This is a genomic window from Sneathiella aquimaris, assembly GCF_026409565.1.
Lineage (GTDB): Bacteria > Pseudomonadota > Alphaproteobacteria > Sneathiellales > Sneathiellaceae > Sneathiella > Sneathiella aquimaris.
Window position 1 is genome coordinate 3,498,215 of the sequence record NZ_CP112881.1, and the last position, 14,477, is coordinate 3,512,691.

The 14,477-nt window shown below is 50.4% G+C and carries 14 protein-coding genes and 1 other RNA gene; 6 read left to right on the top strand and 9 right to left on the bottom strand.

Annotated features, from left to right (window positions below; all coding sequences use genetic code 11):
* The 4 genes from OIR97_RS16455 to astB are packed head-to-tail and all read left to right on the top strand — an operon-like array spanning position 1 to position 5,078.
* The gene (locus tag OIR97_RS16455; protein WP_169543305.1) at positions 1–1,230 is read left to right on the top strand and encodes a hydrolase; all 1,230 of its coding nucleotides are present in this window, start codon (positions 1–3) and stop codon (positions 1,228–1,230) included.
* Positions 1,227–2,246: an arginine N-succinyltransferase gene (locus OIR97_RS16460; RefSeq protein ID WP_169543306.1), complete on the top strand. Its 1,020-nt coding sequence runs from the start codon at positions 1,227–1,229 to the stop codon at positions 2,244–2,246. Before OIR97_RS16455 ends, OIR97_RS16460 begins: the two co-directional genes overlap by 4 nt.
* A 16-nt stretch (positions 2,247–2,262) precedes the next feature.
* The gene (gene astD, locus OIR97_RS16465) at positions 2,263–3,732 is read left to right on the top strand and encodes a succinylglutamate-semialdehyde dehydrogenase (protein WP_169543307.1); all 1,470 of its coding nucleotides are present in this window, start codon (positions 2,263–2,265) and stop codon (positions 3,730–3,732) included.
* Positions 3,729–5,078: an N-succinylarginine dihydrolase gene (gene astB, locus OIR97_RS16470; RefSeq protein ID WP_169543308.1), complete on the top strand. Its 1,350-nt coding sequence runs from the start codon at positions 3,729–3,731 to the stop codon at positions 5,076–5,078. The genes astD and astB overlap by 4 nt, the downstream gene beginning before the upstream one ends.
* On the opposite strand, the gene truA is transcribed toward astB, so the two are convergent.
* Genes truA through def form a run of 3 tightly spaced genes read right to left on the bottom strand, consistent with a single transcriptional unit; the run spans position 5,066 to position 7,264 of the window.
* Positions 5,066–5,809 (bottom strand): tRNA pseudouridine(38-40) synthase TruA, encoded by a 744-nt coding sequence (truA, locus tag OIR97_RS16475; protein ID WP_169543309.1) that lies wholly within the window; start codon positions 5,807–5,809, stop codon positions 5,066–5,068. The two genes, astB and truA, sit on opposite strands and share 13 nt — an antisense overlap.
* Positions 5,809–6,723, bottom strand: a complete 915-nt coding sequence (gene fmt, locus OIR97_RS16480) for a methionyl-tRNA formyltransferase (protein ID WP_169544319.1) — start codon at positions 6,721–6,723, stop codon at positions 5,809–5,811. Before fmt ends, truA begins: the two co-directional genes overlap by 1 nt.
* A gap of 19 nt (positions 6,724–6,742) precedes the next feature.
* Positions 6,743–7,264: a peptide deformylase gene (gene def / locus OIR97_RS16485; RefSeq protein ID WP_169543310.1), complete on the bottom strand. Its 522-nt coding sequence runs from the start codon at positions 7,262–7,264 to the stop codon at positions 6,743–6,745.
* Between the two features lie 122 nt (positions 7,265–7,386).
* Between def and OIR97_RS16490 the strand changes: the two genes are divergently transcribed.
* Positions 7,387–8,508, top strand: coding sequence for a DNA recombination protein RmuC (locus tag OIR97_RS16490; protein WP_219821577.1), 1,122 nt, complete (start codon positions 7,387–7,389; stop codon positions 8,506–8,508).
* On the opposite strand, the gene recR is transcribed toward OIR97_RS16490, so the two are convergent.
* From recR to ffs, 4 genes are all read right to left on the bottom strand, one after another.
* Positions 8,505–9,107 (bottom strand): recombination mediator RecR, encoded by a 603-nt coding sequence (gene recR / locus OIR97_RS16495; protein ID WP_169543311.1) that lies wholly within the window; start codon positions 9,105–9,107, stop codon positions 8,505–8,507. The genes OIR97_RS16490 and recR overlap by 4 nt on opposite strands.
* Positions 9,108–9,122: 15 nt before the next feature.
* The gene (locus OIR97_RS16500; RefSeq protein ID WP_169543312.1) at positions 9,123–9,446 is read right to left on the bottom strand and encodes a YbaB/EbfC family nucleoid-associated protein; all 324 of its coding nucleotides are present in this window, start codon (positions 9,444–9,446) and stop codon (positions 9,123–9,125) included.
* A 12-nt stretch (positions 9,447–9,458) separates the two neighbouring features.
* The gene (locus tag OIR97_RS16505) at positions 9,459–11,297 is read right to left on the bottom strand and encodes a DNA polymerase III subunit gamma/tau (RefSeq protein WP_169543313.1); all 1,839 of its coding nucleotides are present in this window, start codon (positions 11,295–11,297) and stop codon (positions 9,459–9,461) included.
* A 74-nt stretch (positions 11,298–11,371) separates the two neighbouring features.
* Positions 11,372–11,467, bottom strand: an RNA gene (ffs, locus tag OIR97_RS16510) — signal recognition particle sRNA small type.
* 149 nt (positions 11,468–11,616) lie between these two features.
* Here ffs and nudC point away from each other — a divergent pair.
* On the top strand, positions 11,617–12,540 hold the full coding sequence (nudC, locus tag OIR97_RS16515) for an NAD(+) diphosphatase (protein ID WP_169543314.1): 924 nt from the start codon (positions 11,617–11,619) through the stop codon (positions 12,538–12,540).
* A 402-nt stretch (positions 12,541–12,942) separates the two neighbouring features.
* Here the strand turns inward: nudC and OIR97_RS16520 are convergent, their stop codons facing one another.
* Positions 12,943–13,503 carry a queuosine precursor transporter gene (locus tag OIR97_RS16520; RefSeq protein ID WP_219821578.1) on the bottom strand — a complete coding sequence of 187 codons (561 nt, stop codon included), beginning with the start codon at positions 13,501–13,503 and terminating at the stop codon, positions 12,943–12,945.
* Between the two features lie 101 nt (positions 13,504–13,604).
* Positions 13,605–14,471: a prephenate dehydratase gene (locus OIR97_RS16525; RefSeq protein ID WP_169543315.1), complete on the bottom strand. Its 867-nt coding sequence runs from the start codon at positions 14,469–14,471 to the stop codon at positions 13,605–13,607.
* Positions 14,472–14,477 lie beyond the last annotated feature (6 nt).

Sequence of the window (14,477 nt, forward strand, 5' to 3'; positions counted from 1 at the left end):
ATGTCATTACCTTCTTTTCTATCCTGGATCGACGACCAGCAGTCCGCAATGGTCGAAACTGTCTGTCAGTGGGCGCAGATCAATTCAGGCAGTGACAACCTGGAAGGTCTGGCCGTTATGGCCGACCACCTTCAGAAGGCGTTCGACCGAACCGGCGGTCAATCCGAACTGCTGGCATCCGACCCGATGCCGTTGGTGACAAAGGACGGATATGAGGACAGTCGGGCCGTTGGTCAGATGCTAAAGGTATCGATAAGACCCGAGGCAAACAGGCGCGTTCTTTTGTGCGGTCACATGGATACCGTGTTTGATAAGGGTAGTCCGTTTCAATCCTGCACGGATCTGGGAGATGGAAAAATCGGCGGTCCGGGAACCGCTGATATGAAAGGCGGTCTGATGGTTATCCTGACCGCCTTGCAAGCATTTGAAAGAAGCCCGGACAAAAGTCAAATTGGTTGGGATGTGTTGATCAATGCTGATGAAGAAATTGGTTCTTTTGGCTCGCGACAAACGATGGCCCATCTTGCAAATAAAGCGGATTTAGGTCTGGTATACGAGCCTTCACTTGCTGATGGCACTTTGGCGGGTGCCCGTAAAGGAAGCGGAAATTTCACTCTCGTTGTGCGCGGAAAAGCCGCTCATGCCGGCCGGGATCACCATTTGGGTCGCAATGCAATCGCCGCCCTGTCAGAAGCGGTTGGCAAGATCCATATGCTCTCGGGGCAGCGCCAGGATTTAACTGTTAATGTTGGGCATATATCAGGTGGAGGCGCACTTAATGTTGTCCCGGACCTTGCAATCTGCCGACTGAATGTCCGAATAAAGGCCTCAGAAGACAAAGACTGGTTTATTCAGGCGCTTGAAAAAATTACGGCAGAAACCAATGGTCAAGACGGTATTTCTGCCCAGCTGCATGGTCAGTTTACCCGCCCACCAAAACCGATGAGCCCTTCCTTCCGGCATCTATTCGATATCCTGCAGCAATGTGGGGAAGATCTGAACCTCCCGATAAACCAAAAACCAACGGGAGGATGTTGTGATGGGAATAACCTTGCCGCAGCGGGATTGCCTAATATCGATACCTTGGGGGTACGCGGCGCCAATATTCATTCAGATCAGGAATACATGATCAGCGAGAGTTTATCCGAGCGAGCCAAACTTACCGCCCTCCTACTCCACAAACTGGCGGTGGGCGACGTTACGTTTCCAAAGCGAGAGGAACCACAATGATTATTATCAGGCGCGCCCGACTTACTGACCTGAATTGCCTGATGGACATCTCAACAGCCACAGGAAGCGGTATGTCTTCCATGCCGACAAGCCTTACCTCTTGGGAAAGTAAACTGCACAAGAGTGAAGAAAGTTTTGCCTTGGAAACAACCCATGGCAACGGCGAAATTTACTTCATGGTTATGGAGGACACCGCATCAGGAAAGCTGGTTGGGACTACGGCCATTTATGCTGGCGTTGGACTGGATCAACCCTTTTACTCCTATCGTGTCTCAACCCTGATTTCGATATCCAAGGAACTGGAAAAGAAAAACAAGCTGGAGGTCCTGCATCTTGTGAATGATTTCACGGGCAGTACCGAGATTGGATCTCTATATCTCGACCCCGATTATCGCAAAGATGGCAATGGGCGTTTTCTATCCAGATGCCGGTTCCTGATGCTTGCTGATTTCCCTGAACGATTTGACGATACAATTATCGCCGAAATGCGTGGATGGCAGGACAAAGAAGGCCACTCCCCCTTTTGGGAGCAGCTTGGCCGAAAATTCTTTGGTTTAGGGTTTGAAAATGCAGACTTCATGAGTGCGGTCAAGGGGAACCAGTTCATTACAGATCTAATGCCCCGCCATCCAATTTATGTAGATCTTTTGCCTGACGAAGCCCGAAATGTCATTGGCATTCCACATGACGCATCGTCTCCCGCGCTGCGTCTACTCGAAAAAGAGGGATTTCGGAAAAGCGGGTATGTCGACATCTTCGATGGCGGCCCAACCGTTCAGTGTCAGATGAGAAATATTTCCACGGTCCAACATTCTGATCGGCGGATCGTCTCTGAAATTCTGGCAAATGATAGCCTGTCTGACGATCCCTATATGATCAGCAATACCAACCTCAAAAATTATCGATTTGTTCGGGCGCCCCTTATCCTTGCAGAGGACAGCACCGTGCATATCACGCAAGAAACCGCCGAAACTTTGCAGGTTGAACCCGGACAGACCATCAGCTTTGCGAAATAAAGCAAAAGGAGACACCATGACACAGGCCACTCTTTTTATCGGCGGGCACTGGCAGTCCGCAAATGGTACGCCTTTTTCGTCTGAAAACCCACAGACAGGAGAACAGATCTGGCGCGGGAAATCAGCAACAGAGCAGGATGTTGACGATGCGGTACAAGCCGCGTCACAGGCTTTTGAAAAATGGGCCCTGATGCCGCTTGCCGATCGCATAGAATTTATTCGCGCCTATCAAATTATTCTTAAAGAAAGAAAAGAAGAGATCGCCTCGCTGATCGCATCTGAAACCGGTAAACCTCTTTGGGAATCCCTGACCGAGGCTGCCACCATGATCGGAAAGGTCGATCTGTCTCTTTCTGCCTACGATGCCCGTACGGGCCAAAAAGAAACACCAATCCCTGGTGCCACCGCACGCCTTCGGCACAAACCCCATGGCGTTATTGCTGTTTTTGGCCCCTATAATTTCCCCGGTCACCTGCCCAATGGTCACATTGTACCTGCGTTACTTGCAGGGAATTGCGTCATTTTTAAACCAAGTGAGCTTACGCCCGCTGTCGCTGAAAAAATGGTTCAATGCTGGGAGGACGCCAAATTACCAAACGGCGTCCTGAACCTTGTACAAGGCGGTGCCGATACGGGAATAGCCCTCAGCAGCCATGAGGGTATCGACGGTCTATTTTTTACCGGGAGTTCACGGACAGGCAGCTTGATCCATTCGGAATTCGGCGGTCGGCCCGGGAAGATTCTAGCCCTTGAAATGGGCGGAAACAATCCGTTGATTGTTAGCAATGTTTCAGACATCAAAGGAGCGGTGTATCACACGGTGCAATCCGCTTTTGTAACCGCCGGACAAAGATGCACCTGTGCCCGGCGGTTGATCTTACCCCAAAGCGACCAACGGAGTGCCTTTCTGGATCAACTGACCCAAACAACCCAGTCCATTCAGGTGGGCCCTGACAAAGCGGACAGCGTGCCCTTTATGGGAAGTGTCATTTCAAACAAAGCTGCAGATGGTATGCTTGCCGCGCAGGAAAACCTTATTCGGCTGGGCGGCAAAACGCTTGTAAAAATGGCCCGCCTGGAAGACGGAAAACCGTTCTTATCCCCCGGTCTTATTGACGTAACCGACATTTCAGAATTACCAGACGAAGAATATTTTGGCCCGCTTTTGCAAGTCATCAAAACTGATGATTTTAAATCAGCAATTCAAATAGCGAACAAAACACGCTTTGGTCTTTCCGCTGGTATTTTTACCGATGACCCCGCTGAATATGAAACCTTCCTTGCTTTATCCAAAGCAGGCATCGTCAATTGGAACAGACCGCTGACCGGTGCAAGCGGGGCGGCACCATTTGGCGGCATCGGGGCCAGCGGCAATCACCGGCCAAGTGCCTTTTACGCCGCAGACTATTGCGCCTATCCTGTTGCCTCTGTAGAGGCAGACAAAGCCGATCTGCCCGAGACACTGACACCTGGGATCTCCTTATGACTTTGAGTGCAGAAATAAATTTTGATGGCTTGGTAGGGCCAACCCATAACTTCGCCGGATTATCGCGTGGTAATGTCGCGTCTACGAAAAACCGTGATGCGTCCTCTCATCCCAAGGCGGCAGCCCTTCAAGGCCTTCAGAAGATGAAGTCCCTTATGGATATGGGGCTGGTGCAAGGGGTATTACCGCCCCTGGAACGCCCCCATACACCAACGCTACGGGCTCTGGGTTTCACTGGAACGGATGAACATATTCTCTCAACTGTACAAAAACAGGCGCCTCATCTGTTAGCATCAGTCTCCTCGGCTTCGTCCATGTGGGTCGCTAATGCTGCAACCGTTAGTCCAGCAGCCGACACGACGGATGGCCGTACCCATTTCACACCGGCAAACCTGTCCGCAATGTTTCACAGATCCATCGAACATCCGGATACAGGGCGCATATTGAAGAAAATTTTCTCGCACCCCGACCATTTTGCCCATCACGACGCCCTTCCACCAGGCTCCTTCTTTTCAGACGAAGGGGCGGCGAACCACACGCGACTGACACCTTCGGCAGAAAGCCCAGGCATTGAAATTTTCACCTATGGGCGCTCGGCCTTTGATCCTTCCACGCCTCGCCCCTCCCGATACCCAGCGCGGCAAACGCGGGAGGCAAGTGAAGCCGTTGCCCGAAATCATGGATTATCCATAAACCGCACCCTTTTCGTTCAACAAAATCCGGCCGTTATTGACGCCGGTGTCTTTCATAACGATGTAATTGCAGTGGGCTCGGCAAACTGCCTCTTTTTCCATCAGGACGCTTTTTTAAACTCTGATGATTTTATTCAAAACTTGAAACGCTGCTTTGCTGGCAACCCCCTGTCTTTGATTGAAGTATCCCGAAAAGACGTGCCTGTAGAAGACGCTGTTGCATCCTATCTGTTTAATACGCAGCTGGTTCAGCTTCCCGGAGCAGAGAACGACCTGCAACTGATCGCTCCAATGGAGTGCAAAAACAATAACCGCGTATACGATTATCTGAACCGTTTATTGGCGCAAAACACACCGATAAAAACAATTCACTATAAAGAACTTCGGGAAAGTATGAACAATGGCGGAGGACCTGCCTGCCTGCGGTTACGGGTCAGCCTGTCCAAAGCAGAAAGAGACAGCCTGCAGACACGTGTTCTTCTTGATAATGCACTTTATGAAGATCTGGTAGCATGGGTCCACAAACATTACCGCGATACCCTCAGCCCGGCGGATTTAGCTGATCCACAGCTGTTGCAGGAAAGCCGCGAAGCGTTGGATGACCTGACCGACATACTGAAATTAGGAAGCGTTTATCCGTTTCAGCTATCGTAATCCACATCCGTCAGATAAAGCCCGTATGCCGGAGCGTTGGGACCTGCTTTTTGCCGGTCCCGCGCATCCAGCGCTTTCTGTACGTCATCCTTGGTCCATTGACCGGTGCCAACAAGCGATAATGTTCCAACCATGGATCGCACCTGATTGTGAAGAAAAGACAGGGCGGACACCCGAACCTGAATTTCATCGTCAAAACGCTGAACATCAAGTTTCGACAATGTCCGAACCGGTGATTTCGCCTGACAGGCGGCGGCCCGAAAGCTGGTAAAGTCATGGCGCCCGATCAATATTTCGGTCGCCGCCTTCATCGCATCACTGTCTAAATCACGCTTTACATGCCATGCCAGTCCATTATCAATCGTCAAAGGGGCCCGGCGATTGATGATACGATAGAGATAATGCCGACCGGTCGCAGAGAAACGCGCGTTAAACTCGGCATCGACACGGCTACAGTCTAAGATAGCAACCCGCGCCGGTTTCAAATGCTGATTAATCGCGTTCATGACCGTTCTGGTCGTATGGTCCCCGGACAGATCAAATGTGGCAACCTGCCCCAGAGCGTGAACCCCGGCATCTGTTCGTCCTGCCCCTTGAATACGGATATCTTCACCGCAGAATTTAAAAATCGCTTCTTCAATATGTTGTTGAACAGACGGGCCATTTTCCTGCCGCTGCCAACCGACCAAGTCGCGGCCATCATATTCAATCGTGATTTTATAGCGAGGCATCAGGCAAGAACCTCACCTTTTGTAAGAGGGTAGCCATTGAGAAAGGTTTTTGTATCCATGGGGGATTTTCCAGCTTTTTGAAGCATGGTTAGCGTCAAGGCCCCTTCACCGCAGGCAACCTTCAGCCCATCATCCAACACTTCACCGGGCTTGCCGGTACCGTCTGCCACTTCAACGTTCAACACCTTGATCCGCTGACCGCCTCGTTCAAAATAACAACCGGGAAATGGGCTTAAGCCCCGAATATGACAACTTAATTCCGTCGCAGGCATCGACCAATTGATCACCGCTTCGGCCTTGTCTATTTTCTTGGCATAAGTGACACCGCCTTCATTTTGCGTGCGCGGAACAAGGCTTCCTGTAGGCAGCTTATCCAGCGTCTCAACCATCAGCCTGGCCCCGACATCGGCCAACGCGTCATGGAGCGTTGCAGCGGTTGTGTCGGGCTGGATGTCAACGGTCGCTTCAGCCAGTACATCTCCCGTATCAAGACCCTCAGCCATTTGCATCACACCGACGCCAGTTTGCCGATCCCCCGCCATAATCGCCCGTTGTATCGGGGCTGCACCGCGCCATCGCGGCAGCAAAGACGCATGCAAATTGAGACAACCATATTCAGGCGCTTCCAATATCGGTTTTGGTAAAATCAACCCATAGGCCACGACAACTGCAACGTCTAAATTCAGGGCAGCGAACTCGGCTTGCGCCTCGTCTGAGCGCAAAGAAACAGGTGTTCTTACTTCTATGCCCGCCTCTTGTGCCAGTTTGTGAACAGGTGTCGGAACAACCTTTTTACCGCGTCCCGCTTTACGAGGCGGCTGTGAATAAACACACACCACATCATGAGGGGACGCCAACAACGCTTTTAGAACTGTGCACGAAAAATCGGGCGTTCCCATGAACGCGATTCTCAGATTATTCATGCCCCGTATCCTAACTTGCCTGCTTTTTAATTTTGAGAAGCTTGCGTAAAATCATATTCCGCTTCAAGGCGGAAATGTGATCAACAAACAGAATGCCATCCAGATGATCCATTTCATGCTGAACGCACGTCGCGAGCAACCCGTCAGCGTGCAGTTCCTGAGTTTTCCCATCCAGATCAAGATATTTGACCTTTACTTCTGCTGGGCGCACAACATCGGCATAATGCTGCGGTACAGAAAGACATCCTTCTTCATAGGAGGCGTCATCATCAGAAACCCAGGTTATTTCAGGATTAATAATAGCGATCGGTTGTGGGTCTCCCTCTTTCGAGCCTTTACCGACGACATCCATGACCAAAACACGTTTTTGAACGCCCACCTGAATGGCGGCAAGGCCAATACCAGGGGCTTCGTACATGGTTTCAAACATGTCATCGACAAGTTTGCGGATTTCATCGTCCACAGTCTCTACAGGAGTGGAAATTGTTTTAAGCCGCGGATCCGGCGCGGTAATAATGGGCAATAGGGCCATAGTCTTCAGACAGTCTTCACGTTACATTAAGCAGGGTGCATTTTCTCCCTTTAGGTATTACTCTGCTGGGCCTACGTCAAGGTTCTTAAGAAAAGCAAAAATTGTGGGCTGGAGGCCCTTCTATGGAATATTTACTGATTGCCGTTATTATTCTCCTCGTTGTTGTCACCGCTTTCATGGCTTTAAAACTGGCAAAATCTGAAAAAATGATCCACGGGGCGATGTCAAACAGTGAGAACCTGACCCGCCTGACAGAAAATCTTCTAAACCAGCAGGCTCAACTGGAAGGCCAGCTAAGACAGATCTCTGCCGACGGGGCAGCGAGCCGCGATGAAATCAACAAAACCCTGTCAGATCGACTGGATACGGTTTCGAAACGACTTGGAGACAGCCTCGAACAATCCAGCGAAAAAACCGGTAAGTCATTGAATGATCTACAAACAAGGCTGGCAATCATTGATAAGGCGCAAAATAATTTGACAGATTTATCCAATCAGGTGGTTGGTCTACAGGACATTCTTGCCAACAAACAGGCGCGTGGCGCTTTTGGCGAAATTCAATTAAATGATCTGGTAAAATCAGCGCTGCCGCCTTCGTCATACGATTTTCAAGTGACCCTGAATAACGGGAAACGGGCAGACTGCCTGATCCGGCTACCCAATCCACCCGGACCGATCGTTGTCGATGCAAAATTTCCACTTGAAAGCTATCACTTGATCCGCAACGCAAAGTCCGAGGCTGAAATCCAAACCGCTAATCGTGCTTTTATTTCGGCAATGACCAAGCATATCAGTGATATCGCGGGCAAATATATCATTGACGAGGAAACGGCCGAATCTGCTTTGTTATTTCTTCCCTCTGAAGCCGTTTATGCCGAACTTCATGCCAATTTTCCGCAGATTCTGGAAAAGTCCTATCAGGCACGGGTCTGGATTGTTTCACCTACCACTTTAATGGCGACGCTGAATACTGTCCGCGCGGTCCTGAAAGACAGTCAAATGCGGGAACAGGCGGGTGTCATTCAAAAAGAAGTGGGCATCCTGATCAAGGATGTCGACCGTCTGGACAAGCGCGTGGACAATCTGTCCAAGCATTTCGCACAAGCCTCAAAAGATATTGGGGAAATTGAAACATCCAGCCGCAAGATTTCAAGCCGGGCTGAAAAAATAGAAGATCTTCAGCTTGGAGAAAATGATCAGGAAGATCTGCTTTCAAGCCCTCCTGACCGTCTTCAACAGAACTAGGCGTGAGATCGCCGGGATTTAAGGGCTGTTGCCAGCGTCCCGTCATCCAGATAATCCAGCTCTCCGCCAACCGGCACACCATGGGCCAAATGACTGACTGTCAGGGTTGGATTGGTATCTTCAATCCTTTCAGTCAAATAATGAGCTGTTGTCTGACCATCGACTGTCGCATTTAACGCAAGAATAACCTCTTCAACTGTCTCGTCGCTCAATCGATTAAGCAGGGGGTCAACTTTCAGGTCTTCTGGTCCAACCCCATCAAGGGCAGACAGCGTTCCGCCAAGAACCTGATATTGGCCGGAAAAAACGCCAGCCCGTTCCAGCGCCCACAGATCCGAAACATCTTCAACCACACAAATGGTTTTCTTGTCCCGTGCCGGGTCTATACAAACCGAGCAGGGATCGAGGGTATCCAGATTTCCACATTGGCCGCATGTTTTCACGTTTTCTGCCGCCGCCGACATTGCATTTGCCAATGGCATCAGCAAACTTTCCCGATGCTTTATTAAAAACAGGGTTGCCCGACGCGCAGAACGGCTGCCAAGCCCCGGCAACTTGGAAAGCAATTGGATCAACTGATCAATTTCGGATGTGCTCATAAAATAACGACCAGCTTAAAAAGGCATTTCCATTCCGGGAGGAAGTTGCAACCCACCGGTCATCTCTTTCATTTTTTCCTGACTATATGCCTCGACCTTGCTGCGGGCATCTGCATGGGCCGCTTTAATAAGGTCTTCCATGACTTCCTTGTCATCAGGATCAACCAAAGATGGGTCAATTTTCAACCCTCTCATATCCCCTTTTCCGTTCAAGGTAACCTCGACCATTCCAGCGCCCGAAACGCCGGTCAGTTCATGGTCCTGCAATGCCTGCTGCATTTCAGCCATTTTGGTTTGCATTTCCTTGGCCTGCTTCATCAGGTTGCCGAGATTTTTCATGGGAATTCTCCGTTACTCACTATCATCATTGGGCGATATGTCACCGTCTGCCATAAATTCAAGACCCGGTCCTAAATCCCGGACATCCCGAATAGACGCACCCTCAAAAATACTTTTAACACTTTGGACAAGCGGATGCTTATCGATCGCGGCGATCATCGCGGCCTTATCCAAGGCCCGCTTTTCAGCGACGGTTGGCGCACCTTCGGCATTTGCCGACAAGGTCACGGACCACTTCTCGCCCGTGATTTCCCGTAATCGGATTCCCAAACGGGCGGCCAGATCGGCAGGCGCGCTAGGCGCAGGGCTAAATTCCAACACACCTTTTTCAAACTTGACCGGACGAACAAAATTGATGAGCTGGCTACGCAGCATCACATCACTTCGATCATGCAGCAGGTTGACCAAATCCTCCATATCAACAAAATCTGCCTCCCTTTTCAGGGGTTCAGCCGGCTGTACTGCCGGCTCAGACACCGGTTCAGGCGCGACAGGTTCAACTAATGATAAATGCGCACGGGGCGCCGCTGCCTGCCGATAGGCCTGTTCGGATTGAGGATTTTCAGACATTGCAGGTGACGCATTTGACACCGCCAAAGTTGCGGCGCCACCGGACCGCATCGACGCACCGGTTCCATGCCCGCCAGAAGGGGAGTTGGGTTTTGCCTGCTGAGAGCTTCCTGCTCCATCCTGAATTTTCTTCGCCAGGTCTTCCGGCGAGGGTAAATCACTCGCATAGGCCAGCCGCACCAGAATCATTTCAGCTGCTGCAAGGGTCATCGGTGCATTACGGACTTCGTCCAATCCTTTCAACAACATCTGCCACGCCCGCGCCAGAGATGGCATACCCAGCGCCTGCGCCATTTCCTGTCCGCGGGAGACATCACCGCCTGACATCGCGACATTATTGGCAGCCTCCGGTGTTACTTTCAACGTTGTCAGCCAATGGGTCAATTCCAACAGGTCCTGAATAACAACCACCGGATCAGCGCCGCTATCATACTGACTGCGTAAAATCGTCAACGCCTCGGCAATCTCGCCTTTAAAAATGGTTTCCAGCAAATCCAGCATCCGGGAGCGGTCGGCTAGTCCCAGCATATCCCGAACCTGCTCGGCAGAGACAGCTCCATCTCCGTGGGCAATAGCCTGATCCAATAAGGACAATCCATCCCGAACTGACCCTTCGGCCGCACGCGCAATCAAAGCCAGTGCATTATCTTCAATTTCAGCATCTTCTTTCGCTGCAATCGTTCCGAAATAATCTGCCAGCCTTTCCGCATCGACCCGCTTCAGGTCAAACCTTTGACACCGGGACAGAACGGTTACGGGAATTTTACGAATCTCAGTGGTCGCAAAAATGAATTTCACATGTTCAGGTGGCTCTTCCAGTGTCTTCAGCAATGCATTAAACGCGTTTTTCGACAGCATATGCACTTCGTCGATAATGTAGATTTTATACCGGCCACTAACCGGCAGATAGCGCACCCCGTCGATCAATTCACGAATGTCGTCCACACCGGTCCGACTGGCCGCGTCCATTTCCAGAACGTCCTGATGCCGATCTTCAGAAATAGCGATACAGTTTTTACAAACACCACACGGATGCACCGTTGGCCCGCCGTCTCCATCGGGTCCGGTACAATTCAGACCACGGGCGATAATTCTGGCCGTTGTCGTTTTTCCGATCCCCCGCGTGCCTGTCAAAACAAAGGCATGCGCCAGCCGCCCCGATTCCAAAGCATTGGACAGGGTTTTGACCATGGCTTCATGGCCGATCAGATCATCAAAATTTGATGGTCTGTATTTACGCGCAAGGACACGATACGCTGAATTGGAGTTTTCTTCTGACATTGGCGCAGCATATCAGACCCCGATCGAATTGATCAAAGAAATATACGCCTGATTCCAATAAAATGTGGGGGTAAATAGAAGACTGACAACGACCCGCGCCGTAACTCGTTACGGCTGCTTCCTTCCGGACCTGACCGGGTTCGCGAGGGGCACGCCCATCGCCAGCCTTCCAACGCTTATATCTGATAAGTTCGTTAAAGAAGCAACCCCCTAAAGCATTTTTTTTGGCGGCTATCCATATTTTTGGGTCTTTTCTGCCTTAAAAGCCCTCATGATCATGATTGCGCGCCCGTAAAAGTTATGCGAGAGTTCCGCCACCATGACAAAACCACTCGTATTTACCGGCAATAGATTTGACCGGGCTGCCCAACATCGCGCTGATGCGAAATGGATGGCAGAAAAACAAAAACAACCATCCACACGGTACCTACCGCTTCACAACCTGAAAGCCCTGATTAATGTACCCGATGGCCCCTCCATCGATTGGCGTGGCTATGCGGATGTCAAAGAATTCATTGAGGCCGGTGCAACATTGATTTTTTTGGGCATCGCCGACTTTGCCTGTCACTTTGCGATTGATGTCTCCGACATTGAGAACCCTAAACAGCCACCCAATTCAGATTGGGGGAAGTTTATTGACGTTCGCTCTATCTCTGCCCAGTTGCGTCCGGGCGAAGCAGGAGCTTTAGCGCAGGCACGCTCCATGATTTCATGGCATGACAATCACCAATTTTGTGCCGTCTGCGGAAATCAGACGGTTTTAAAGGAATCAGGGTATTCCCGAAAATGCAGCAATGACGCTTGCGGCGCTTCTCACTTTCCCCGAACAGACCCTGTCGCCATCATGATGGTTACAAAAGGGGACAAATGCCTGATGGGTCGCGGCCATAATTTCCCGAAAGGACAATATTCCTGCCTTGCCGGATTTATTGAACCGGGCGAGACGATTGAGCAGGGTGTGAGACGGGAAGTCTTTGAAGAGACCGCGATAAAAACGGGAGACGTCACCTATCACTCGTCCCAACCCTGGCCTTATCCATCTTCCCTGATGATTGGCTGCTTCACAGAAGCCCTGAATGAAGAAATTGTCCTGGATCCTGTGGAACTGGAAGATGCCCGCTGGTTCAGCCGCGAGGAAGTCCGTGAATTACTCAGAAAAGCAGGAACGCTGGAATCACCGCGCGCATCCCCTCCTCTTGCCATAGCCCACCAACTTGCTTTGGCGTGGCTGAATGAAGGTTGATGACCAAAATGTTGCATTGCAACATACCAGTTAAAAAGACCGGGATTTTTCTCCGGTCTTTTTTTTGATCTATGCATTTGTCATGAAATGAATCACTTTCAAACGAAAGCAGCTGAAACTGAATTGAAAGTCGAAAATATACATCAGATGATCATCAAGTGCCTAAAACGCACGCTTTTACTGCCCTGAATTTAAGCATCCTGCATATTAACGCAGCACAAATATTGCGAAAACGAATAAAATGAAAAAAGATGGGAAAAAGAGGAATTTGCACTTGCGATATGATTTCGCAAGTGCAATATAAAGTCAGTCAGCACACACACTGACAGCCCTAATTTAGGGCGTTTCCTCCCGACTTGGGCTGCGTTTGCGCGCAGCCCCTTTTTTTGTCTGGCCGTCAGATTAGCGGCCAGTACTGGCCAATGTCAACGGGTCTGTGAATTTTAAAAGGCCACGGAACGGAATAATCAAAATTGCGACCATAGCAAGCTTGACCCCATAGTCGCCTAACGCCCAGGTTTCCCAAGGAAGACCAGTACCCGCAAAAGCCAGACTAAAGAAAATCAGGGTATCCACAAAAGAAGCGACAACGGAGGAGACCAGCGGCGCTTTCCACCACACGGCCTGCCGCAACCGATCGAAAAGAAACACATCCAGCAACTGCGCGATTAAAAACGCACTTCCGGAAGCAAGCGCAATGCGTTCATTAGCCAAAAGCAGCGACATAACAACCGCGGCAACAAATCCAACCGTTACCACAAGGCGCGCCTTGGCGGCGCCCAAGGCTCGGTTCGTAAGATCCGTCACCAAAAACGCAAAAGGATAAGTCAAAGCCCCCCATGTCAGCCAATCATTGATCGGAATCTCGACGACAATATTCGATGTTGTGACAACAACGGTCATCGCAATAACACCCATGATCAGAAAGATGAGTTGCCCCCCGTTCATTTTTGCTGAATTCATAACACTTACCTTCACATATATACGAGTAACAGCCCGTGGCAGGCTGCTCAAATTTGAAAGCGCTTATATTCTCAATATTTTGGGAAAGCAAGTGACTTTCATCAAGCTTTCGAACTATATTCCCGCCTGTAAGAATGAGCTGGATAAACACCAAGCACTTTTAGCTTGGCGCTGAAAAACTGCAGCTCTTCCAATGCCCGCGAGACATGGGCCTCATCCGGGTGCCCTTCAACCTCGATATAAAACTGGGCCGCTTCAAAGCTAGCATCCGTGATATAGCTTTCCAGCTTCGTGACATTCACGCCATTGGTTGCAAACCCACCAAGCGCCTTATAAAGGGCGGCAGGTTGACTACGCACTTGAAAAACAAGGCTCGTCATACAAGGCCCGGAACGCGGATCCGGATCCAGACGTTTACGGGACATAATTAAAAAACGGGTCGTATTGCCCAGCCGGTCTTCAATGCGTTCACGGATTACATCCAGACCGTAGATTTCCCCGGCAAGGCTTGACGCCACAGACGCCTGACTTTTGTCCCCAAGCTCCGCAATCATTTTTGCAGAGCCCGCCGTATCATAATGAATAACCGGTTCGATCCCGAGTTCCCGGGTGAAATTGCGAACCTGCGCCAGCGCCTGTTCGTGACTATGCACTTGCTTGATATCTGTCAGCTTCGCGCCGGGAACCCCCAACAACTGATGCTGAACCGATTGAAAATGCTCGCCTATTGTGAAAAGACCAGACTCGGGAAGCAGATAGTGAATATCGGCCACACGCCCACCCAGTGAATTCTCAATGGGGATCATCGCATATTTGGCTCGCTCTTCACGCACCATTGCAATGGCGTCCGCAAAAGTTTCTGTGGCGATCGCCTCCATATCCGGAAAAACATTCCGGCAGGACAAATGGCTGTAGGCTCCTGGCACACCCTGGAAGGCAATGGCATTTTCTGGTTCAGGCGTCGTCATAATATA